The following is a 22174-nucleotide window of genomic DNA, read 5'->3' as shown; positions in this document are numbered from 1 at the left end:
GAGATGACCGATGGGGGAGGTGAGCGGGGTGTCGTAGGGCCGGGGCGGTGGCGCGGTCAGAGCACCTTGCCGAGGAATTCCCGGGTCCGTGGGTGCCGGGGCCGGTCCAGCACCTCACCGGGCGGGCCCTGTTCGACGATCCGGCCGCCGTCGATGAAGACGACCCGGTCGGCGACCTCGCGGGCGAAGCCGATCTCGTGGGTGACGATGACGAGGGTGGTGCCGCTGGTGGCCAGATCCTTGATGACGGCCAGCACCTCGCCGACGAGTTCGGGGTCGAGCGCCGAGGTCGGCTCGTCGAAGAGGATGATCCCGGGCCGCAGGGCGAGGGCGCGGGCGATGGCGACGCGTTGCTGCTGGCCGCCGGACAACTGCCGCGGGTAGGCGCCGGTCTTGTCGCCGAGGCCGACGCGGTCGAGGAGTTCGCGGGCGAGTTCCTGGGCCGCCGCCCTGGTCAGCCTGCCGGTGGCGGCGGGGGCCGCGGCGACGTTCTCCAGGACGGTCAGGTGCGGGAAGAGGTTGAAGTTCTGGAAGACGAAGCCGATCCGGCTGCGCTGGGCGAGGATGGCGCGCTCGCTGAGTTCCTTCAGCCGGTCCCCGTGCCGCTTCACCCCGATCAGCTCGCCGCCCACGCTGACGTGGCCGATCTCGGGCTTCTCCAGGTGGTTGACGACCCTGAGCAGCGTGGACTTGCCGGAGCCGGACGGTCCGAGGATCACCGTGACCTCGCCGGGGCGGACGGTCAGGTCGATGCCGTCGAGGACGCGGTGGGAGCCGTACCACTTGTGGACGCCGTGCACTTCGAGCGCGGCGGGGGCGGCCTTCGGGAGGGTCTGCGCGGTGGTCATACGGCGGCCTCCCGGCTCAGCCGGGCCCGCAGGTCGGCGAGGCCGGCCCGGGCCTTCTGCAAGGGGGTCGGGGGCAGGGTGCGGGTGGCACCCCGGGCGTAGTACCGCTCGACGTAGAACTGCACGACGGACACGGCGCTGGTGAGGATCAGGTACCAGACGGTGGCCACCATCAGCAGCGGCACGACGTCACCGGGGTAGGTGCTGCCCATCGACTGCACCGCGCCGAACAGGTCGAGCAGCGACACGTAGAAGACCAGGGACGTGCTCTTGACGAGGCCGATGAGCTGGTTGACGTAGTTCGGGGTGATGGACCTGAGGGCCTGCGGGAAGACGATCCTGCGGAACTGGTAGCCCTTGGACAGGCCGAGCGCCGCGGCCGCCTCGTGCTGTCCCTGGTCGACGGAGAGGATGCCGCCGCGGACCACCTCCGCCGCGTACGCCGCCTCGTTGAGGCTGAGGCCGATGACGGCGATCGTCATGTCCGTGGCCAGTCGGGACTCGTCGAAGGTGACGAAGGCGGGTCCGAAGGGCACGCCGAGGCTCAACGTCCTGTACAGGGCACTGAAGTTGTACAGGAAGATCAGTACGACGATGAGCGGTACGGAGCGGAACAGCCAGGTGTAGGTCCAGCTGACCGCGCGCAGCACCGGGCTGCCGGAGAGCCGGGCGAGTGCCAGCAGGATGCCGCCGAGGAGCCCCAGGACGGCGCTGAGCGCGGCCACTTCGAGGGTGACGAGGAGGCCGTCGAGGACGGTGGGGCGCAGGAACCAGTAACGGAAGCGGTCCCACTGGTAGAAGGGGTTCGTGACCAGTCCGTGCAGGATCTGCGCGACGAGCACGAGGACGACGGCGGTGACGATCCACCGGCCGGGCCGGCGCAGCGGCTGGACCCGCTGGGCTGACAGGGGCTTTGACGGTGTGTCGGCGGTGGGCGGCGCCTCGGCTAGGGAGACGGCGGCGCCTGGGGGTTCACTCATGGCGGGCTCCGGCGGAGTCGGTCACCCCGGGGCCGCGCGGGAGCGGAGGTGGGCCACGACGGCACTGCGGCACGAGATGGCGCACGGACAGGCGCGGAACCGGGGGCTGGGCGGACAACGGCACACCGGACGTACGGTGTGCGGCGGGAACGCGGGGCTGGGAGGAGACGTCAGCCCTGACAGCGGGCAGAGCCCGGTGCGGTACACAGTGCGCTGTTCACGCGGAGCAGATCGACGGCGCGGTCGGCGACGAGGAGACCGGCGTACGACGGTACGCAGCCCTGGGGGCGGCTCACGGCCGTCCTGGGAGCTGCGTACATGGCGTCACCTGTCACTGTTCCGGCCCCGTGGGGCCTCGCGCTTACCGAAAACGTCATCCGGTCCGGTCGTCACCTGGGGCACCCCACCGCGGTGCGAGGGTTGCCGGTCAGCGAGCCAGGGCTTGGCGCTGACGCTCATGACCGTTCTGAGCCGTAAGTAAGGCAGTTGCCCGTTCGAATGTCAACGGCCGTCCGCCCAGTGGACATCGGCTGCCCGCTCTCACCTGCGCGAAGCGTCCGGGGCGTCTGCCGCATGGCCTGCCCAGTCCAGGATCTGGACAGCGGCGCCGGCGGCCTCCAGGCCCTGGCAGCGGCCGTGGTGGCGGCGGGCGATGCCTCCAAGGTCGAGGTGGCGGCCGAAGGCGGGGTGGGCGGCCAGGCGGCGGGCGTAGGCCCACAGGGCGCGGTGGTCGGCGATGCGGTGCACGGCGGAGGCGTCGAGGTGGCAGCGGTGGACGGTGTCGAGCTGCACGAGGGTGACCCACAGCTCGATGTCGGCGGCGGTGAGCCGGTCGTCGGCCAGGTACTCCTCGCCGCTCAGCCGCCGCTCCAGCCGGCCGAGGGTGTCCAGCAGCACGTCGAGGGCGGCGGCCCGTTCGGCCGGGTCGGCACCGGCGCGGCCGGCGCGCTGCGCGGCCTCCTCGATGCCCTCGGCGCACATCCGCTCGACGGCCTGGAGCACGGACTCCAGGCCGCGGGGGTAGAGGCGGGCGTGGCCGCCGGGCCGGAACCGGTCCAGGTCGCGCAGGATGTCGGGGGTGTGGGTGCTGACGATACGCCCGGACCAGTCGTCGCTGAGCACGGGTGCGAGCGCCGGGCCGGTGTAGTGGTGGGCGCTCGCCTCGTAGAGCGGGCGGAGCGCCGCGTGACCGCCGCCGGGACAGTCCGGGACGGCGGGCAGGAGGGTGACGGGACAGCGGGTGTCCAGGCCGAGCAGGCTGTGGCCGACGGCGAGGCGCAGCCCGTCGGGGCAGGCGGTCGACAGATGGAGCCGGTAGCGGTGCGGCACGGCGTAGTGGCCGCTGCGCGCGTCCCGGCCGATCCGGCCCCGGAAGAGGGGCGCGGTACCGCGGGTGGACGGGACGGCGGCGAGCGGAGTGATGGACATGCGTCTCCCCGGGTGGTGGGTGTGCGGAGGGGCGCGCCGGCGCGGGCGTGACCGGTCGGTGGGGGCGAAAGGGGCGGCCCGGCTCAGCGGTGGCGGCTGATCGCGCTGCAGACGCGCTGCAGGTCGATGTGGCGGCGGGAGGTGAGCAGGGGTGCGCGCAACGGCGTCCGGCCGGTGCCCGTTTCGCGGCGCGCCATGATTCCCTACCTGTTCACTAGGATTCCCTCCCTGGAGTGTCGATCGGGGTCCGTACGACGTCAAGGGGGCGTCCACGCCTGGGGATCGGGGCCGGTGCCGGATACTCCTCACAGAGAGAAACATGTGACATAGTACTGGCGTGGCGAAGCGACTGACCTGCGATGTCGTGGTTGTCGGGGCCGGAATGACGGGCGCGGCCTGTGCCCTGTACGCCGCGCGCGCCGGACTCGACGTACGGCTGGTGGACCGGGGCCCGGTGGCCGGCGGCACCACCGGGGCCGGCGAGGGCAACCTGCTCGTCTCCGACAAGGAGCCGGGACCGGAACTCGAACTCGCGCTGCTGTCGGCCCGGTTGTGGGCCGGGCTCGCGGAGGAGCTGGGCGCCGCGATCGAGTACGAACCCAAGGGCGGCCTGGTGGTCGCCTCGACGCCCGGAGCCCTGTCCGCGCTGCGGGACTTCGCCGCGGAGCAGCGGACCGCCGGCGTCACCGCCGAACCGGTCGACGCCGACCGGCTCGCCGAGCTGGAACCGCACTTGGCACCCGGCATGGCGGGTGCGGTGCACTACCCGCAGGACGCCCAGGTGATGCCCGCGCTGGCCGCCGCACATCTGGTCCGCGCCTCCGGTGCCGCCCTGCACACCGGCCGTACGGTGACCAGGGTGCTGCGCACCGCGAGGGGAGCGGTCCACGGCGTCCGCACCGACCGGGGCGACATCCACGCACCGGCGGTGGTGAACGCGGCCGGCACCTGGGGCGGGGACCTCGCCTCGCTCGCCGGCGTCCGGCTGCCGGTGCTCCCCCGGCGCGGTTTCGTGCTGGTCACCGAGCCGCTGCCGCGCAGGATCCGGCACAAGGTGTACGCCGCGGACTACGTGTCCGACGTCGCCAGCGACTCGGCCGCGCTGCGCAGCTCACCGGTCGTCGAGGGCACGGCCGCCGGGCCGGTGTTGATCGGCTCCACCCGGGAACGGGTCGGCTTCGACCGGTCGTTGTCGCTGACCGCGACGCGGGCGCTCGCCGCCGGGGCGATCGGGCTGTTCCCGTTCCTGGAGGGGGTCCGCGCGCTGCGCACGTACGCGGGCTTCCGGCCGTACCTGCCGGACCATCTGCCGGCGATCGGGCCCGATCCGCGGGTGCCCGGTCTGTTCCACGCCTGCGGGCACGAGGGCGCCGGCATCGGACTCGCCCCTGGAACCGGGCAGTTGATCGCGCAGGTGCTCACCGGGAAGGCGCCGGAGCTGGACCTCACGCCGTTCCGGCCGGAGCGTTTCGACACCGAGGGAGGCGACGTCCGGTGAATCCGAGGGAGTTGACCCGGGCCCGGCCGGGCCCGCCCTGCACCGTGACCTTCGACGGCAGGCCCCTGGAGGCACTGCCGGGACAGACGGTCGCGGCGGCGCTGTGGGCGGCGGGCGTGACGGCCTGGCGCGGCACACGGGGCGCCGGGCGGCCCCGCGGGGTGTTCTGCGGGATCGGGGTGTGCTTCGACTGCCTGGTCACCGTCAACGGCCGCCCCGGCCAACGGGCCTGCCTGGTCCCGGTGCGCCCGGGAGACGACATCCGCACGCAGGAGGGGACGGGCCGGGACGATGACTGAACGACCGCGCCTCGCCGTCGTCGGCGCGGGCCCGGCCGGGCTCGCCGCCGCGCTGGCGGCGGCCGCACGGGGCGTCCAGGTGACCCTGGTCGACGCCGCGGAGCAGGCCGGCGGACAGTTCTACCGGCAGCCCGCCACCGCCCTCGGCGCACGCCGGCCGCAGGCCCTGCACCACCAGTGGCGCACCTGGGAGCGGTTGCGGGACGGCCTGGAACGGCACCGCGCGGCCGGCCGGATCACCCACCTGACCGACCATCACGTCTGGTGCGTCGCACGGGACTCCGCCTCCGGGGCGTTCGCCGTGCACGCCCTGCTCGGCCCCGCGCAGGAGGAGGGCGTCACCGTGCGCGCCGACGCGGTCCTGCTCGCCACCGGCGGGTACGAGCGGGTGCTGCCCTTCCCCGGCTGGACACTGCCCGGCGTCGTCACGGCGGGCGGCGCGCAGGCCATGCTCAAGGGCGGCCTCGTACTGCCCGGCCGTACGGTGGTGGTGGCCGGGACCGGGCCGCTGCTGCTGCCGGTGGCCGCCGGGCTCGCCGCGGCCGGCGCACGCGTCGCCGCGCTGGTGGAGTCCGCCGGTCCCGGCGCGCTGCTCCACCGGGCACCCGCCCTGGCCGCGCAGCCCGGCAAACTCGCCGAGGGCGCCGGATACGCGGCCCGGCTGCTGCGGCACGGCGTGCGCACCCTGCCCCGGCACACCGTCGTGGCGGCGCACGGCGCCGACCGGCTGGAGGCGGTGACGGTGGCCGCGCTCGGCCGGGACGGACGCCCGCGGCCCGGCACCGCCCGGCGCATCCCCTGCGACACCCTGGCCGTGGGCCACGGCATGCTGCCGCACACCGACCTCGCGGAGACTCTCGGCTGCACCCTGTCCGGCACCGCCGTACGGGTCGACACCGAACAGCGCACCGATGTGCCCGGCGTCTGGGCCGCCGGGGAGGCCACCGGTGTCGGCGGCGCGGCGCTCGCGCTCGCCGAGGGGCACATCGCCGGGCGCTCGGCCGCCGCCCGACTGCGCGGGGCCGCCCCCGACCCGGGCGGCTGGGCCGCCGCCGCCCGGGCCCGCACCCGGCTGCGCGCGTTCGCCACGGCCCTGGACACGGTGTACGCCCCACCGGCCGGCTGGGCGGACCGGATCCCGGACGAGACGGTGGTGTGCCGCTGCGAGGAGGTCACCGCCGGGGAGGTGCGCGGGGCCGTCGGCTCGCTCGGCGCGGGAGACCTGCGCACGGTGAAGCTGCTCACCCGGGCCGGGATGGGCTGGTGCCAGGGGCGGATGTGCGCGCCCGCGGTGGCGGGCCTGACCGGCTGCCCGCTCGACCCCGGACGACGGCCGTTCGCCCGGCCGGTACCGCTCGGCGTCCTGGCCGCCCTGCCGGAGACGGAGTGAGGCCGCCCTCCTGGCACCGCGAGCCGGCTGCGCGAACCCGGGATCGGCCTTCCCGCGAGCCGGCTGCGCGAACCCGGGATCGGCCTTCCCGCGAGCCGGCTGCCCGAACCCGAGGTCGGCCTCCCGAACCCCGAGCCGACCTCCCGCCCAGTAATATGTCACACCCCATTGAATGAGGGATCCCCCATGAGCAACCCCGAGCCCCGCCGCCCCTGGCGCGGCATCCTCGTCGCCACCGCCCTCCCCCTGCGCGCCGACCTCTCGGTCGACCACGACCGCTACGCCGAGCACTGCGCCTGGCTCGTCGCGAACGGCTGCGACGGCGTCGTGCCGAACGGCTCGCTCGGCGAGTACCAGGTGCTCACCCCCGAGGAACGCACCCGGGTGGTGGAGACCGCCGTGGCCGCGATCGGCGGGGAACGGGTGATGCCGGGCGTCGCCGCCTACGGTTCGGCCGAGGCCCGCCGCTGGGCCGAGCGGGCGGCCGAGGCCGGCTGCGCGTCGGTGATGCTGCTGCCGCCCAACGCCTACCGCGCCGACGAACGGTCGGTCCTCGCCCACTACGCGGAGGTCGCGAAGGCGGGCCTGCCGGTGGTGGCGTACAACAACCCGATCGACACCAAGGTCGACCTGGTGCCCGAGCTCCTCGCCCGGCTGCACGGCGAGGGGCTCGTCCACGCCGTCAAGGAGTTCTCCGGTGACGTCCGCCGTGCCTACCGCATCGCCGAACTGGCCCCGGAACTGGACCTGTTGATCGGCGCCGACGACGTGCTGCTGGAGCTGGCGGTGGCCGGCGCCAAGGGCTGGGTGGCCGGCTATCCGAACGCGCTGCCGCGCGCCTCGGCGGAGCTGTACCGGGCCGCGCTGGCCGGTGACCTCACCACCGCGCTCCCCCTGTACCGGCAGCTGCACCCCCTGCTGCGCTGGGACTCGAAGACAGAGTTCGTCCAGGCGATCAAGCTCTCCATGGACGTCGTCGGGCGGTACGGCGGTCCGGTGCGTCCGCCGCGGGTGCCGCTGCTGCCCGAGCAGGAGGCCGCGGTCCGCGCGGCCACCGAGAAGGCCGTCGCCGCCGGCCTGGCGTGAGAGGAGCCGGACCATGCGCAGCAGACTCGTCCTGCACGCCGTCGACTCGCACACCGAGGGCATGCCGACCCGCGTGATCACCGGCGGGATCGGCACCGTCCCGGGGGCGACCATGAACGAACGGCGGCTGTGGTTCCGCGAACACCGCGACGACGTGAAGCAGCTGCTGATGAACGAGCCGCGCGGGCACTCCGCGATGAGCGGCGCGATCCTTCAGCCGCCGACCCGCCCGGACTGCGACTGGGGCGTGGTCTACATCGAGGTCTCCGGCTACCTGCCGATGTGCGGGCACGCCACGATCGGCGTGGCGACCGTGCTGGTCGAGACCGGCATGGTGGAGGTCACGGAACCGGTGACCACGATCCGGCTCGACACCCCGGCGGGGGTCGTGATCGCCGAGGTCGCGGTGGAGGACGGCGCCGCGCGGAACGTGACGCTGCGGAACGTGCCGTCGTTCGCCGTCGCCCTGGACCGCGAGATCACCCTCCCGGACGGGCGTACCGTCACCTACGACCTGGCCTACGGCGGCAACTTCTACGCGATCCTGCCGCTCGACGCCTTCGGGCTGCCCTTCGACCGCGCCCGCAAGGACGACATCCTCGCGGCCGGCCTGTCCCTGATGGACGCGATCAACGCCGAGGCGGAGCCGGTGCATCCGGAGGATCCCTCGATCCGGGGCTGTCACCACGTCCACCTCTACGCTCCCGGCGCCACGGCCCGGCACTCCCGGCACGCCATGGTCATCCACCCCGGCTGGTTCGACCGCTCCCCGTGCGGCACGGGCACCAGCGCGCGCATGGCGCAACTGCACGCGCGCGGTGAACTCCCGCTGCACACCGAGTTCGTGAACGAGTCGTTCATCGGCACCCGCTTCACCGGCCGGCTGCTGGGGACCGCGGAGGTCGGCGGGGTGCCGGCCGTGCTGCCCAGCTTCACCGGCCGCGCGTGGATCACGGGGACCGCGCAGTATCTGCTGGACCCGACCGATCCGTTCCCGGAAGGGTTCGTCCTCTAGCGTCCTCTACACTCACCCCGGTGATGCGTGACATGGCACAGAACACCCAGGGCGCCCAGATGCCCGTGCTCCCCCGGCTCGGCGGCCGGCGGAGCAGCTACCGCGAGCGGGTCGCGGACGCCCTGCGCGCCGCGCTCGTCGCGGGTGAGCTGCGGCCGGGCGAGGTGTACTCCGCGCCCTCGCTGGCCGCCCGGTTCGGCGTCTCGGCCACGCCGGTGCGGGAGGCGATGCTCGACCTGGCCAAGGAGGGGCTGGTCGACACCGTGCCCAACAAGGGCTTCCGGGTCACAGCCGTCTCCGACAGGCAGCTCGACGAGTACACGCACATCCGGGCGCTCATCGAGATCCCCACCGTGGTGGGCCTGGCCCGCACGGCCGACCGCGTGTCCCTGGAGGCGCTGCGTCCGGCGGCCCGGGAGATCGTCACCGCCGCAGTGGCGGGCGACCTGATCGCCTACGTCGAGGCCGACACCCGCTTCCACCTCGGGCTGCTCGCCCTGGCGGGCAACGCCCATCTGGTCGAGGTCGTCGCCGACCTGCGCAAACGCTCGCGTCTGTACGGTCTGACCGCGCTGGTGGAGGCGGGCCGGCTGCTCGCCTCCGCCGAGGAACACCTGGAGCTGCTGGACGCCCTGCTGGAGCGCGACGAGAAGGCGGTGCATGCGATCATGACCCGGCACCTGGGGCATGTCCGCGGCCTGTGGGCGGCGACGGACTGATCGCCTCCAGCACCGGACATCTCACGGCCGGGAATGCGCGCCACGACGCTTTTTGCACGATCCGGCAGCCCGCACGGAACAAAAAGCGGCGATTTTGAGCCACATCGGTACATCCCCGACCATGGGACGCGTCCCGGTGATCCCGGGAACGTCAGTTCCATGAGAGGCGCACCACCCATGCACAACACCGGAACCGTCCCGCAGTCGGCTCCGGCCCCCGCCGGGATCCCCGCGGAGACCCCCACGGCTCCCGTCGAGGATTCGCACGGCGACACCGGCAGGCATGCCCGCCGGTTCGGCCTGCCCGTCGCCACCGCGCTGGTCATGGGCAACATCATCGGCGGCGGCATCTTCCTGCTCCCCGCCTCCATCGCCCCCTACGGCACGGTCAGCCTGGTCGCCTTCGGGGTGCTGACCGTCGGCGCCATCGCGCTGGCCCTGGTCTTCGGCCGGCTCGCCGCGCGCGACCCGCGCACCGGCGGCCCCTACGTCTACGCCCGCGAGGCGTTCGGCGACTTCGCGGGGTTCCTGGCGGCCTGGTCGTACTGGATCACCACCTGGGTGTCGAACGCCGCGCTCGCCGTGGCCGCCGTCGGGTACCTCGACGTGCTGATCCCGGTGAACCAGCACCGCTGGACCGCCTGCCTGGCCGCGCTGGCCCTCCAGTGGCTGCCCGCCCTCGCCAACTTCGCGGGCACCCGGTACGTGGGTGCCGTGCAGTTGGTGTCCACCGTGCTGAAGTTCGTGCCGCTGCTGCTCGTCGCGGTCGGCGGGCTGTTCTTCTTCGACCCCGACCGGCTCGGCCCGTTCAACTCCAGCGGCCAGGGTGCGGTCGGCGCGGTGTCCGCCTCCGCCGCCCTGCTGCTCTTCTCCTACCTGGGGGTGGAGTCCGCCGCCGTCAGCGCGGGCGAGGTCAGGAACGCCCGCCGCAACGTGGGGCGCGCCACCGTGATCGGCACCGCCGGCGCGGCGCTGGTGTACCTGCTGGGCACGCTGTCGGTGTTCGGCACGGTCGCGCACGATCGTCTGGTGACCTCCACCGCGCCGTTCTCGGACGCCGTGAACACGATGTTCGGCGGCGGCTGGGGCGGTACCGCCGTGGCGCTCGCCGCCCTCGTGTCGATGACCGGCTGCCTCAACGGCTGGACCCTGCTGAGCGCCCAGACGCCGTACGCGGCGGCCCGCGACGGCCTGTTCCCGAGCGCCTTCACACGCCGGCGGCGGGGCGTGCCGACGGTCGGGGTGGGCGTGACGGTCGTCCTCGCCTCGCTGCTCACCGTCTACAACTACTTCTCGGGCTCGGGCAAGGTCTTCGAGGTCCTGGTGCTGGTCACCACGTTCACCGCGACAGTGCCGTATCTGCTGGCGACCGCCGCGCAGATCTTCCACCTCGTGTCCGGCCGTCCCGAGGCGGTCGACCGGGCCCGGCTGGTACGGGACTCCGTGGTCACCGCGGTGGCCGCGGCCTTCTCGGTGTGGCTGATGGCGGGCGCCGGCTACGCGGCGGTCTACCAGGGCGTGCTGTTCCTGTTCGTCGGGATCATCGTCTACGCGGTGATGGCGGCCCGGCGGCAGCGCAAGCAGGCACAGCCTCCGGCAACCGGTCGCTGACGTCCCGGCCGGCCCCTCAAGCGCTGCCGGACGCCGTGCGCGGGGGTGTGCTGTGCACCCCCGGCCGGTACTTGGGGATGCGGATGGTGATCTTCATGCCGGCTCCGACGCCGGTCTCGATCACCAGCCCGTGGTCGTCGCCGTAGACCTGCCGCAGCCGCTCGTCCACGTTGCGCAGCCCGATGCCCGTCGTCGGGCTGCCCTCGCCGCGCAGGATCCGGCGCAGCCGGTCCGGTTCCATGCCGACCCCGTTGTCCTCGATGACGATCCGGGCCAGCGCCCCCTCGTCCAGCGCGGTGATGCTGATCCGGCTGCGCTCGACGCTCTCCTCCAGCCCGTGCTTGACGGCGTTCTCCACCAGCGGCTGAAGGCACAGGAAGGGCACCGTCACGGGCAGCACCTCGGGGGCGATCTGCAGGGTCACGCGCAGCCGCTGCCCGAACCGGGCACGGACCAGCTCCAGGAACTGCTCGATGGAACGCAGCTCCTCGGCCAGGGTGGTGAACTCACCGTGCCGGCGGAAGGAGTAGCGGGTGAAGTCGGCGAACTCCAGCAGGAGCTCGCGTGCCCGCTCGGGGTCGGTGCGGACGAACGAGGCGATCGCCGCGAGGGAGTTGTAGATGAAGTGCGGAGAGATCTGCGCGCGCAGCGCCCGGATCTCCGCCTCGATCAGTCCCGTGCGGGCCCGGTCCAGCTCGGCGAGTTCGAGCTGGACGGAGACCCAGCGCGCCACCTCCTCGGCGGCCCGCAGGAGGGACGCCGACTCCCGGACGCCGAGCACGACGAGGGCGCCGAGCACCCGCCGGTCGACGGTGAGCGGCACGGCGGCGCCCCAGCGCACGGGACAGTCCGGGTCCGGGCAGCTCACGGCGAAGGTCTGGGCGCGGCCGGTGTCCAGCACCTGACGGACCCGGTCCAGGACGGTGTCCTCGTGGTGCCGGCCCGGTCCGTCCCAGGCCAGCGGCCGGTCCCGCTCGGTGAGGCCGAGCGCGGCCGTGCCGAACAGCGGCCGGAGCCGTCGTACCGCCTTGCGGGCCGCGTCCTCGGTGAGTCCGGCGCGCAGCGGGGGCGCGGCCTCCGACGCGGTGTGCAGGGTGTGGAAGGTGGCGCGTTCCACGGGGGTACCGGGGTCCGTCCCGCCCTCGGCGGCGCGGCGGGCGAGCAGGCGTCCGGCGGCGAGGCCCCCGGCGAACAACAGCGGGGCTCCGGCGGCGAGGAGGGCGAACCCGTTCACGCGCGGGCCCCCTCGGCCGCGGGCCGGTGGGTCGTCATGGGGTGGTCACTCCTCGGCGGGTGGTGGGCGCGCCCTGGCCGGCGGGGCGTTCGGGCAGGTGGAGGCGGGCCATCGCGGCCTCGGTGCCGGCCGGGATCCGGTCCCGGGTGGCCAGGGAGACCAGGATCATGGTCAGGAAGCCGAGCGGTACGGACCACACGGCCGGCCAGGCGAGCAGGGTGTGCGCCCAGCCGTCGGTCAGGGGCCCGGCGATGGTCAGGGCGACGGCGACGAGGGCGCTGCCGCCGCCGGTGAGCAGCCCCGCGATGGCGCCGGGCGCGGTGAGGCCGCGCCACCAGATGCCGAGCACCAGCAGCGGGCAGAAGGAGGAGGCGGCCACCGCGAAGGCGAGGCCGACGGCGTTCGCGACGGGGAGGTTGCCGGCGGCCACGCTCACCGTGACGGGCACGGCGACCGCCAGGAGCGTCGCCAGCCGGAAGTGGCGGACGCCGAGCGAGGGCAGTACGTCCTGGCTGAGCACGCCGGCGACGGACAGGGTGAGCCCGGAGGCGGTGGACAGGAAGGCGGCACAGGCGCCGGCGGCGATCAGCGCGCCGAGCAGGTCGCCGCCCGGGCCGCCGACGAGCCGTTCCGGCAGGACGAGCACGGCGGCGTCCGTGGTGCCGGTGAGCAGCAGGTCGGGGGCGTAGATCCGGCCGAGCAGGCCGTAGAGGGGCGGCAGCAGGTAGAAGCCGCCGACCAGGGCGAGCACGATCACGGTGGTGCGCCGGGCGGCGCGGCCGTCGGGGTTGGTGTAGAAGCGGACGAGGACGTGGGGCAGTCCCATGGTGCCGAGGAAGGTGGCGAAGATCAGCCCGTACGTCGTGTAGAGCGGGTGATCGTCCTTGCCTCCCGACAGGGGCGCCGCCCAGCTGGAGGCTCCGGTGCGCCGTCCGTCGTCGGACTCGCGTTCGGGCACCGGGGTGTCCGGCGGGAACCGGAGGGTCGTCCCGGCCCTCACCTCGTGCACGCCGGGATCCAGCAGCAGGGGGCCGTTGTCGTAGCCCTGTCCGTCCACCGCGCCGGTCGCGACGGCCCGCAGCGGCGTCTCGATCCTGATGCGGACGGTGGTCTCGACGGTGACCTGGGTGTGCCGGCGGAAGGTCGGCGGCTCCTCCAGGGCACCGGCGGGGCGCGGGTCGCCGTGCCAGGCGAGCACCAGGAAGATCGCGGGCACGAGCAGTGCGGTCAGTTTCAGGCAGTACTGGAAGGCCTGGACGAAGGTGATGCTGCGCATGCCACCGGCGGCCACGGCCAGGGTGACGACGACGGCGACGAGCACCCCGCCGAGCCAGCGCGGTGCGCCGGTGACCAGGCCGAGGGTGAGGCCCGCGCCCTGGAGCTGGGGCAGCAGGTAGAGCCAGCCGACGCCGACGACGAGCACGCTGGCGACGCGCCGGGCGGCCCTGGACTCCAGCCGCGCGTCGGCGAAGTCGGGCAGGGTGTACGCCCCGGAGCGGCGCAGCGGGGCGGCGACGAACACGAGCAGCACGAGGTAGCCGGCGGCGTAGCCGACGGGGAACCAGAGCATCTCGACGCCCTCGGCGGCGACGAGTCCGGCGATGCCGAGGAAGGAGGCCGCCGACAGGTACTCGCCGCTGATGGCCATGGCGTTGAGGTACGGCGGAACGGTACGGGAGGCGACGTAGAAGTCGGAGGTGGTGCGGGAGATGCGCAGCCCCGCCGAGCCGATCACCAGGGTCGCGACGACCGCCGCCGACACGGCCACGATGCCGTACGTCTGGTTCACCCGGCGGCCCCCGCGCGGCCGGGCCGGTGCTGCGGAGCGTCGGTCACCGTCAGGCCCTCTCGGCGAGGTCCGCGGTGTCCCGTTCGTTGCGTTCGGCGCGTACGACGTACCAGCGGCCGATGACGACGAGGGCCGGGTAGACGGCGACGCCGAGAACCGCCCAGACGATCAGGGCGCCGCCCGGCCAGGTCCCCGAGTCCGGCAGGGCGGCGAAGACCAGGGGCAGCGGCCCGAGGAGGACGACGAGCAGACCGAACGCGAGGAGACCGAGCCGGAGTTGACGACGTATCAGGGCGCGAAGGGCGAGGGACTCGACGGCCGGACCCTTCGCACCCACCCGGACCGCACCGGGGCGGGCGTGACCTTGGCCTCCATGGCCTCCATGGCCTGCGTGGTCCACGCGGGCCGCGCGCGGAGTCCCCGTGACCACTTCACGTCGAGGAGTCCCAGGAGCACCCATGCCGCGTCCTCCGACCGCGATGATCACACTTCGCAGTGGAGTGTACGCACCAGGGAACCAAAGCGACAGCTTCCGGTCAGCGACCGTTGCCGGGCTGGTCCGTCATGGCCTTCTCGACCAGCAGATCCCGCAGTTCACGGGCGCACCGGCGGCTCACGACCAGCACCGACGCGCCGATCCTGACCGTCAGCCTGCCCCCGTCGACCCGTAAGGCTTCGATGCGGGCGAGGGAGACGAGATGGCGCCGGTGGATCCGCACGAAGCCCTCCGCCCGCCAGCACTCCTCCAGCGTGGACAGCGGGATGCGCACCAGGTGGCTGTCCTCCCGGGTGTACAGCCGGGAGTGGTCGCCATGGGCCTCGGCACGCGTGATGTCGGCGACGGACAGCAACCGTGTGACGCCCTCGCCCTCCACCGGGACGCGGTCGGCGAGCGGCCGGGCCCCGGAGAGCCCCGGGTGGGGGGCGCGGTCGGCCGCGACCAGCTCGGCGACCCGCCGGACCGCCTCGGCCAGGCGCTCGCGCCGCACCGGCTTGAGCAGCCAGTCGACGGCGCGGAGCCCGGCCGCCCCAAGGGCGTACTCCTCGTGGTCCGCGTGCGCGGAGACGAAGACGACACGGGGCGGCTCGGCTCGCCCGGCGAGAAGCCGGGCGAGGTCCAGGCCGCCGAGACCCGCCATGCGGATGTCCAGGAACACCGCGTCGACGTCCGCCGCACCGTCCGCCCCGGGCCGGGCCAGCCGCCGCAGCGCCTCGGCCGCTTCGAGGACGCCCTCCGCCGACCGCACCCGGGGATCGGCCCGCAGCAGGAACAGCAGTTCGGCGAGCGCCGGTTCCTCGTCGTCGACGGCCAGCACCCGAATCATGGCGACTCCCCCGGAAAGCGGACGGGCGGGGGCCATGGGCGTGCGGGGTCCCCGTGCAGGAGCACGCGGAGGCGGAGCGACGGGTTCAACGGGACGCTCCCCCGGACGCCGGGAGGGACCTTCCCGGGTGACGCGCGTCGCATCACCCGCGGTGTGGTTTGACCTCAAGCGCTTCAAGTGTCGGAGGCTTGGCCGCATGGCAGGGAGTACAGATCGGACCGCGGGCCTGACCATCCAGGAGATGGCCCGGCGCTCGGGTTTCACCGAGCCCACACTCCGCTACTACGAGAAGATCGGCCTGCTGGGCAGGGTCGCCCGCGACGAGTCCAGCGGTCATCGCCGCTATGACCCGGCGACCGCGGACCGTGTCCTGGCGCTGGCCTGCCTGCGCTCGGCGGGGATGACGGTCAGCGGAATGCGCCGCTATCTGGATCTGCTCGCCCGGGGCGACTCCGCGGCGGCCGAACAGCGGGATCTGTTCGCCGCACAGGCGGAGAAGCTGGCCGCCGACATCGAGCGGCTTCGGCTCCGCCTGGCGTATCTGCGCGGCAAGGCAGACCTCTGGGACGCCCGGGTCCGGGGGGACGCCGACGCCGAGGAGCAGGCGATCGAAGACGTCACGCGCGTGATGGACCGACTCACCGACTGAAGGACCGAACAGGATGAACACACAGAACACCGCAGTCTCCGCCTCCGCCTCCGTCTCCGAACGCGAGAGGGTGCTCGTCACCGGTGGTACCGGTCTCGTCGGCAGCCACTCGATCGCCCGGCTGACGGGCGAGGGGTACCGGACCCGGGTGACGATCCGGGAGCCCGGACAGGAGGCACAGGTCCTGTCCGCGCTGCGCCGGGCCGGGGTCGATCCGGCGGACCGGCTGGAGTTCGCCGTCGCGGACCTCGGCGCCGACGGCGGCTGGGCGGAGGCCATGGACGGTGTCAGCCACGTGCTGCACCACGCGTCGCCCTTCCCCACCACTCCGCCCGAGACGGAGGACGACGTCATCCGCCCGGCCCGCGACGGTGCCCTGCGGGTCCTCTCCGCGGCCCGCGAGGCCGGCGTCCCACGCGTGGTGATGACGTCGTCCTACGCCGCGGTCGGGTACACGGTGAAGCCCGACGACCACTACTCGGAGACGGACTGGACCGACCCGGACACCGAGGGCCTCCCCGCCTATCACAAGTCGAAGGTGCTCGCCGAGCGCGCGGCCTGGGAGTACGTCCACGCCCATGGAGACATCGAGCTGACGGTGGTCAACCCCACCGGCATCTTCGGTCCCCAACTGGGCGACCGGCCCTCCGGTTCGGTCGGTCTGGTCAGGAACATGCTGACCGGACGGATGCCCGTGGTGCCGGTCATGTACTTCGGCGTCGTCGACGTACGGGACGTCGTGGACCTGCACCTGCGCGCCATGCTGCACCCGAAGGCGGCGGGAGAGCGGTTCATCGCCGTCGCTGGGCCGTCGATCAGCCTCTTCGGCATGGCACGGGTCCTGCGTGAGCACTTCCCCGCGGCGGCCGGTCTGCTGCCCTCCGAGGAGCTGACCATCGAGCAGGTGATCGAGGCCGCGAAGACGGAACCGGCTCTGCGCGACGCCGCGGCCCTGCGCGGCCGGATCCCCGTCATCAGCAACGAGAAGGCCCGTTCGGTGCTGGGCTGGCAGCCCCGGGACATCGTGGAGACGATCGTGGCGACCGCGGACAGCCAGATCCGACTGGGCCTGACGCTGCCCTCGTCCGAGAGGACCACTGCGACGCCCGCATAGTGCGCCAAGGCACTCAGGGGCATGCGCGCCCGTATCGTGCCGGGCCGGGTTCGGCCGCCGGCGGGCCGCTGGAGGGGCGGCACGGTCACACCGGGGACAGCACGTAGCAGCCCGTCTTCTCGGGATCACTGCCTGGTACGTCGTTCCGGAAGTCGTGATGCTGGTACTGCCCGGCGCTGCGCATGGTCTCGACCGCGTTCTTGGAGATCGTCAGACAGAAGCTCTTCCGGAGGGACTTGCGCCCGCTTGCCCGCCGGAACACCAGTTCGCCTTCGTACCGTCCCTCGGCGAAGTTCCATCGCACGGCGTTGAGCAGGAGCAGCGGCTGCTGCGGCGTGCTCTGGCTCACCAGGAGGGGGCTGGGGTCGGCCACGCGCTGATACGTGAGCTGATGGGCCGAGGCGCTGTAGGAGTAGGAGCCGGTTTCGTCCCAGAAGAAGGCCGCCGGCCGTTCGGTGCCGGCTCTGGTCGGTCGTAACTGGAGGTCGATCTGGGTGATGACCTCGACGCGATCCGTCTTGACCCGGGTGGACAGTGTCGGCTGGATGTACAGCCAGGTGTCCTTGCCCTGGGCAACGCGCACGATGTGCGGCAGCGCGACGTCGACAGCGGGCTCCCGCTGGAGGGCCAGGAGGTTGTGGACCGAGAGCCCCAGAGCCACCACACCGACGAGCGTCCCGATCCACGCGTTCGCCTGCTCGAAGCGCTTCTTGGGACCGGATTCGTCGAGGTCGGGTCGAGCCGGCGCGTTGTCGGGTGGCTCACCTGCGGTGCTCTGGTCGGAGGACATGGTCCCACGGTCGCGCGTCGGTCACCGTGGGGCATCCGGTGCTGCATCGTCGGGGCGACGGCGGGAGAGGCCGCCGGCCATGGCTGTGCCGAGGCTAGGAAGTCCCGGACCGCGTCCGCGGAGCCGACCGGGCCGTTGGCGTACAGGAAGTGGTCTGTTCCCGGTTCGACGAGACGGGTGCCGGGCCGCCGAGCGGCCATCCGCGCTGCCTGCTCCGCCGACAGCACACCGCCTTCGGTGCCGCGTACCAGCAGCGCCGGGCAGGTGGAGCCGGTCCAGTCGGCCCAGTGGTCGCCGTGGACCCGGTCCTCGGATTCGTAGATGTCCCTGGGATGGAAGTGCAGGCCCCGACTCCCGTCCGGCCGCCGGCGAACGGCGAATTCGAGGAAGGGGGCGAACGGGCCCAGCCGCGCCACGAACGCCTCCCTGCCGGGGCAGCTCGGCACAGCCCTCCCCGTTGGCCAGCGCGGTCACGCGCTCATGGACCACTTGGGACTGGACCGTGCGGCCCTCCCCGGCCACTCGCTCGGCGCGATCAGTCCGGGGCGAGGCGGGCGGCGAGACCGGCGTACGACATGCCCTCGGACATGTGCCCGTGCAGGGCGAGCAGCGGGCGGCCGGGTCCGCCGAAGTCCACGTAGGACAGGGTGCGGCCGTCGATGGTGAGGGCGGAACGCTGGGCGTTGTCGGTGTTCATGGGTTCACCGCAGCCGCGATCCATCCGCCCGCACAAGACGCTCGTGCAATACGGTTGTTTGAATCTCGGCGTGCGCGGACGCCCACCCCGACCGATCGCCGGCGTGGATGAAGGGTTTCGAGGTTTCGAACTCCATGAAACGACCGAGGGCCCTTCCTCACCATGGTGAGAAAGGGCCCTGATCTGCGGATTCGGAGCGATGCTCCCGTCGGGACGACAGGATTTGAACCTGCGACCCCTTGACCCCCAGTCAAGTGCGCTACCAAGCTGCGCCACGTCCCGCCGCGGTCTCACGCGGAGCGTTCCGCGTGATCACGCAGGTCAACCCTACCGCACCTGAGCGGGTGCCCGTGTCGGGCCCGGTACGGCGTCCGGGGCGGCCGGGCGGCCGGCGCGGCGGACCGGGACGAGGAGGGCGGCGCCGGTCGCGGCCAGGCAGAGGACGGCGAGCAGGGCCCAGCCGTGGGTGTAGCCGGAGGCGTACGGCAGGCCCGAGGGCTGGAGCCGGCCGGTGACCAGGACGCTGGTGAGCGCGGCGCCGATCGAGCCGCCGATGGTGCGAATGTTGGCGTTCATGCCGGTCGCGGCGCCGGTCTGCTCCGCCGGCACGCTGCCCACGATGAGGTTGGCCATCGAGGCGAAGGCGAGTCCGATGCCGAGGCCGAACAGGCCCGAGACGACGGCCACCTGCCACTGCTCGTCATGCCACAGGGTGAGGAAGCCGCAGGCCAGCGCGCCGAGCGCGGCACCGGCGGTGAGCAGCGCCTTGGCGCCGACGCGGGGCTCCAGACGGCCCGACAGGACGCCGGAGAGGAACATCGCGACCAGCATCGGCAGCATGAGCAGACCGGACGCGGTGACGCTGGCGCCGAAGCCGTAACCGGCCGCGGACGGCGTCTGGACGAAGCCCGGCAGGAAGGACCAGATGGAGTACATGCCGGCACCGAACAGCAGCGCGGCCGTGTTGGTCGTCCACACCGCGGGCAGCCGCAGCACCCGCAGATCGATGAGCGGGCTGCGCGAGCGGGCCTCGGTCGCCAGCCACACGCCGAACAGCACGACGGCGGCGGCGAACAGACCGAGCACCTTCGCCGAGCCCCAGCCCCACCGGCCGGCCTGGCTCAAGGGCAGCAGCAGGGCCACCAGCCAGCCGGAGAGCAGCACGGCCCCGCTCCAACTGACCTTCCCCTCCGCCCGCTTGGGCGACTCGGGGACGTAGCGCAGCGCGATGAGGACCGTCGCGGCGACGACCGCCACCGGGATCCAGAACAGCCAGCGGTAGTCGAGCGCGGACACGATCGGACCGGCGGCCACGATGCCGACCCCGCCGCCCGCGGCGATCACGGCGGAGAGGTTGCTGATGCTGCCGCTGACCTCGCCGGGGGCGAACTCGTCCCGGATGATGCCGAAGGACAGCGGGAACAGGGCACCGCCGACGCCCTGGACGACCCGGGCGAGGATGAGCACGCCGATGGTCGGGGCCAGCGCGGCGACGAGACAGCCCGCGAGGACGGCCAGCAGGACGGCGACGAGGGTCCGCTTCTTGCCGACGAGGTCGCCGACCCGGCCGAGGATCGGGGTGAAGACCGAGGCGGACAGCAGATAGGCCGTCATCACCCAGGTCGCGGTGGACTGCGAGGTGTGCAGGGCGTGTTGGACGGTCGGCAGGGCCGGCGCGATGAGCGACTGGAGCATGGAGAACACGCCGGCACCGGTCGCGAGGACCGTGAAGGTGAGGCGAGTGGACGCGCGGGGCATGAAGAAGCCTCTCCGAAATCAGGGACGCGGAGGGAGAACAGGGACGTGGAGGGTCGGTACCGGGTGAGCCGGGTACCGAGGGGCGCGGTCGTACGGGCCGCGCCACGGGTAATGCCCGGAGCCGGCCCCGCGGGCCACGTCCGGCCACGGCGGAGCCGACCCCGCACTGTTAAAGTGGAGGTACGCCTCCACTGTAGCGGAGGTGCACCTCCGGTTCCAGTCGATTCCCTCCCGGGAGGCAGCAGTGACGGCCACGCAGTTCCCCGTCAGCGAGATCGTGGCGGCCCGCCGGCCGCACCGTAAGGACGCCGCCCGCAACTACGACGCCCTGCTCGGCGCCGCCCGCGAGGCGTTCGCGGAGCACGGCGCCGACGCCTCGCTGGAGGACATCGCCCGCCGCGCGGGCGTCGGCATCGGCACCCTGTACCGGAACTTCCCGACCCGCCGCGACCTGTTCGAGAGCGTCTACGCCGACGAGGTCAACGCCCTGTGCCGGGCGGCCGTCGAGCTCGCGGACCGGGAACCGTGGGAGGCGCTGACCAACTGGCTGAACCGGTTCGCCGGGTACATGGTCACCAAGCGCGCCGTGCGCGAGGCCCTCGACGGCGAGTCGGACATCTTCCAGTCCTGCCGCGACTCCATGTACGAGGCCGGCGGCCCCCTGCTGGAACGCGCGCAGCGGGCCGGTGCTGCCCGGGCGGACATGGACTTCGGCGATCTGCTGCGGATGGTCGCCGGGATCACGGCGACGGCGTTCGAGGACGACGCCCAGCGCGACCGGGTCCTGGCCATCGCCCTGGACGGAGTCCGCACCAGCCGCTGACCGCCCGGTCCGTGGGCTGTCCGCCCCCGTCCGCCCCTACTTGATGACCGCGTTCGCCACCACCACCACGACCCCCAGGCACGCGTCCCCCAGCCCCATGAGGACGGCGGTCGGCCAGCGGCGCGCCGACCAGCGGGCGGTGACGAGGCCGATGCCGAAGAGGATCACGATGTTGAGGACGAACGCCACGTACTCGACGCCTTTCGCGGGCCACCACTTCCAGTACGCGCCCGCGAGCAGGAAGACGGTGGGCAGCACGGCCGTGACGAGCGGCCACTCGTCGCGCATGGCGAGCAGGACGTCCCACCGGCCGTGCGGGGTGCGCTCGGCGATGTAGTGGGCGTAGCCGTGGGCGAGGGCGGAGGCGCCCGCGGTCACCAGCACCCATGCCGCGTCGTAGCCGCGGACACCGGCGGACGTGTGCCCGTACTGGGTGAGCGCCGCGACCATCGAGCTGGCGAGGACGGCGCCGTACACCCCGCCGAACAGGACGATCTCCCGTGTGCCGTGCTGCCGGGGTGGCGCCGGGCCGGCCGCCGTGGAGTCAGCCATGTCCCCACGATCACCCGCGCCCCGCGCCCCCGCCAGCGGTGGGCTCCGCGACGAAGTGTCCTCCGACCAGGCCCGATGCCCCACACCCTGTCCATGGCGGCGCGGCTGCCGTACCGGCCAGGGTCGGTGGCATGACGCACAGCTTCGCGCTCCACATCCCCGACGCCGACCTCCCACCCGAGCCCCTGGACCCGGAGCAGATCGTGGCCGGGAACCCCGAGGTGACCGGGAAGGTGGTGTGGGAGTCTGCGGACGGCCGGCAGCTCCGGGGGATCTGGCAGATCACACCGGGCGTGGTCACGGACACGGAGGCGGACGAGCTGTTCGTGGTGATCAGCGGCTCGGCGACCATCGAGGTCGAGGACGGGCCGACGCTGACGGTGGGTCCCGGCGACATGGCGGTGCTCCGCGCGGGCGACCGTACGACGTGGACCGTGCACGAGACGCTGCGCAAGGCCTATGCCATCAACCTGTGAAGCCGCATCAACATGGGGGCGGAATCAAGCTGGGGCCGCATCAAGCCGCAGCGCCGCATCAACCCGGAGCGCCGTATCAAGCTGGCAGCCGCG

At 73.1% G+C, this 22174-nt stretch carries 23 protein-coding genes, 1 tRNA gene and 1 riboswitch; of the genes, 11 read left to right on the top strand and 13 right to left on the bottom strand.

The window, feature by feature from the left end:
* Window positions 1-56: 56 nt before the first annotated feature.
* The 4 genes from C3492_RS24930 to C3492_RS46955 all read right to left on the bottom strand — a co-directional run bounded on the left by C3492_RS24930 (window position 57) and on the right by C3492_RS46955 (window position 3453).
* Window positions 57-848 (bottom strand): amino acid ABC transporter ATP-binding protein, encoded by a 792-nt coding sequence (locus C3492_RS24930; protein ID WP_103814185.1) that lies wholly within the window; start codon window positions 846-848, stop codon window positions 57-59.
* Window positions 845-1828: an amino acid ABC transporter permease gene (locus C3492_RS24925; RefSeq protein WP_103814183.1), complete on the bottom strand. Its 984-nt coding sequence runs from the start codon at window positions 1826-1828 to the stop codon at window positions 845-847. The genes C3492_RS24930 and C3492_RS24925 overlap by 4 nt, the downstream gene beginning before the upstream one ends.
* Window positions 1829-2180: 352 nt before the next feature.
* Window positions 2181-2291, bottom strand: a riboswitch (SAM riboswitch).
* Between the two features lie 77 nt (window positions 2292-2368).
* Complete coding sequence (locus C3492_RS24920; RefSeq protein ID WP_103814181.1) at window positions 2369-3256, bottom strand: glutathione S-transferase C-terminal domain-containing protein; 888 nt, start codon at window positions 3254-3256, stop codon at window positions 2369-2371.
* A gap of 83 nt (window positions 3257-3339) precedes the next feature.
* Window positions 3340-3453, bottom strand: a complete 114-nt coding sequence (locus C3492_RS46955) for a putative leader peptide (RefSeq protein ID WP_324608286.1) — start codon at window positions 3451-3453, stop codon at window positions 3340-3342.
* 140 nt (window positions 3454-3593) lie between these two features.
* Here C3492_RS46955 and C3492_RS24915 point away from each other — a divergent pair, with 140 nt between their 5' ends.
* From C3492_RS24915 to C3492_RS24885, 7 genes are all read left to right on the top strand, one after another.
* Window positions 3594-4754 carry an FAD-binding oxidoreductase gene (locus tag C3492_RS24915; RefSeq protein WP_103814179.1) on the top strand — a complete coding sequence of 387 codons (1161 nt, stop codon included), beginning with the start codon at window positions 3594-3596 and terminating at the stop codon, window positions 4752-4754.
* The gene (locus tag C3492_RS24910; protein WP_103814177.1) at window positions 4751-5053 is read left to right on the top strand and encodes a (2Fe-2S)-binding protein; all 303 of its coding nucleotides are present in this window, start codon (window positions 4751-4753) and stop codon (window positions 5051-5053) included. The genes C3492_RS24915 and C3492_RS24910 overlap by 4 nt, the downstream gene beginning before the upstream one ends.
* Entirely contained in the window at window positions 5046-6443 is a 1398-nt protein-coding gene (locus tag C3492_RS24905) for an FAD-dependent oxidoreductase (protein WP_103814175.1), read from the top strand. The genes C3492_RS24910 and C3492_RS24905 overlap by 8 nt, the downstream gene beginning before the upstream one ends.
* A gap of 186 nt (window positions 6444-6629) precedes the next feature.
* Window positions 6630-7529, top strand: a complete 900-nt coding sequence (locus C3492_RS24900; RefSeq protein WP_103814173.1) for a dihydrodipicolinate synthase family protein — start codon at window positions 6630-6632, stop codon at window positions 7527-7529.
* A gap of 13 nt (window positions 7530-7542) precedes the next feature.
* Window positions 7543-8544: a proline racemase family protein gene (locus C3492_RS24895; RefSeq protein WP_103814172.1), complete on the top strand. Its 1002-nt coding sequence runs from the start codon at window positions 7543-7545 to the stop codon at window positions 8542-8544.
* Between the two features lie 23 nt (window positions 8545-8567).
* Window positions 8568-9263 (top strand): GntR family transcriptional regulator, encoded by a 696-nt coding sequence (locus C3492_RS24890; protein ID WP_181140533.1) that lies wholly within the window; start codon window positions 8568-8570, stop codon window positions 9261-9263.
* A gap of 177 nt (window positions 9264-9440) precedes the next feature.
* Window positions 9441-10874 (top strand): amino acid permease, encoded by a 1434-nt coding sequence (locus tag C3492_RS24885; protein ID WP_103814169.1) that lies wholly within the window; start codon window positions 9441-9443, stop codon window positions 10872-10874.
* 16 nt (window positions 10875-10890) lie between these two features.
* Here C3492_RS24885 and C3492_RS24880 read toward each other — a convergent pair whose 3' ends face one another.
* The 4 genes from C3492_RS24880 to C3492_RS24865 form a co-directional block, all read right to left on the bottom strand.
* Complete coding sequence (locus tag C3492_RS24880) at window positions 10891-12108, bottom strand: sensor histidine kinase (RefSeq protein ID WP_103814167.1); 1218 nt, start codon at window positions 12106-12108, stop codon at window positions 10891-10893.
* A gap of 34 nt (window positions 12109-12142) precedes the next feature.
* Complete coding sequence (locus C3492_RS24875; protein ID WP_103814165.1) at window positions 12143-13897, bottom strand: cation acetate symporter; 1755 nt, start codon at window positions 13895-13897, stop codon at window positions 12143-12145.
* Window positions 13898-13946: 49 nt separating this feature from the next.
* Entirely contained in the window at window positions 13947-14234 is a 288-nt protein-coding gene (locus tag C3492_RS24870) for a hypothetical protein (RefSeq protein ID WP_258055869.1), read from the bottom strand.
* A 199-nt stretch (window positions 14235-14433) separates the two neighbouring features.
* Entirely contained in the window at window positions 14434-15222 is a 789-nt protein-coding gene (locus C3492_RS24865; RefSeq protein ID WP_103814163.1) for a LytTR family DNA-binding domain-containing protein, read from the bottom strand.
* A 196-nt stretch (window positions 15223-15418) separates the two neighbouring features.
* Here C3492_RS24865 and C3492_RS24860 point away from each other — a divergent pair, with 196 nt between their 5' ends.
* Window positions 15419-15871 (top strand): MerR family transcriptional regulator, encoded by a 453-nt coding sequence (locus C3492_RS24860; RefSeq protein WP_103814161.1) that lies wholly within the window; start codon window positions 15419-15421, stop codon window positions 15869-15871.
* A gap of 13 nt (window positions 15872-15884) precedes the next feature.
* Window positions 15885-16985 carry an NAD-dependent epimerase/dehydratase family protein gene (locus tag C3492_RS24855; protein ID WP_103814160.1) on the top strand — a complete coding sequence of 367 codons (1101 nt, stop codon included), beginning with the start codon at window positions 15885-15887 and terminating at the stop codon, window positions 16983-16985.
* Window positions 16986-17070: 85 nt separating this feature from the next.
* Here C3492_RS24855 and C3492_RS24850 read toward each other — a convergent pair whose 3' ends face one another.
* The 4 genes from C3492_RS24850 to C3492_RS24835 all read right to left on the bottom strand — a co-directional run bounded on the left by C3492_RS24850 (window position 17071) and on the right by C3492_RS24835 (window position 20230).
* Window positions 17071-17775: a hypothetical protein gene (locus C3492_RS24850; RefSeq protein ID WP_103814158.1), complete on the bottom strand. Its 705-nt coding sequence runs from the start codon at window positions 17773-17775 to the stop codon at window positions 17071-17073.
* Window positions 17776-18310: 535 nt separating this feature from the next.
* Window positions 18311-18472: an alpha/beta fold hydrolase gene (locus tag C3492_RS24845; RefSeq protein ID WP_258055868.1), complete on the bottom strand. Its 162-nt coding sequence runs from the start codon at window positions 18470-18472 to the stop codon at window positions 18311-18313.
* Window positions 18473-18680: 208 nt separating this feature from the next.
* Window positions 18681-18754, bottom strand: a tRNA-Pro gene (locus C3492_RS24840).
* A gap of 45 nt (window positions 18755-18799) precedes the next feature.
* Complete coding sequence (locus C3492_RS24835; RefSeq protein ID WP_103814156.1) at window positions 18800-20230, bottom strand: MFS transporter; 1431 nt, start codon at window positions 20228-20230, stop codon at window positions 18800-18802.
* A 244-nt stretch (window positions 20231-20474) separates the two neighbouring features.
* Between C3492_RS24835 and C3492_RS24830 the strand changes: the two genes are divergently transcribed.
* Window positions 20475-21053 (top strand): TetR/AcrR family transcriptional regulator, encoded by a 579-nt coding sequence (locus tag C3492_RS24830; protein ID WP_103814154.1) that lies wholly within the window; start codon window positions 20475-20477, stop codon window positions 21051-21053.
* Window positions 21054-21089: 36 nt separating this feature from the next.
* Here C3492_RS24830 and C3492_RS24825 read toward each other — a convergent pair whose 3' ends face one another.
* The gene (locus C3492_RS24825; RefSeq protein ID WP_103814153.1) at window positions 21090-21605 is read right to left on the bottom strand and encodes a hypothetical protein; all 516 of its coding nucleotides are present in this window, start codon (window positions 21603-21605) and stop codon (window positions 21090-21092) included.
* A 131-nt stretch (window positions 21606-21736) separates the two neighbouring features.
* Between C3492_RS24825 and C3492_RS24820 the strand changes: the two genes are divergently transcribed.
* Window positions 21737-22081: a cupin domain-containing protein gene (locus C3492_RS24820; protein WP_103814151.1), complete on the top strand. Its 345-nt coding sequence runs from the start codon at window positions 21737-21739 to the stop codon at window positions 22079-22081.
* Window positions 22082-22174 lie beyond the last annotated feature (93 nt).

Origin of the sequence: Streptomyces sp. Ru62, assembly GCF_002920615.1 — a bacterium.
Classification (GTDB): Bacteria; Actinomycetota; Actinomycetes; order Streptomycetales; family Streptomycetaceae; genus Streptomyces.
Note: the sequence above shows the minus strand (reverse complement) of the source record. Positions and strands in the feature narration are given on the sequence as shown.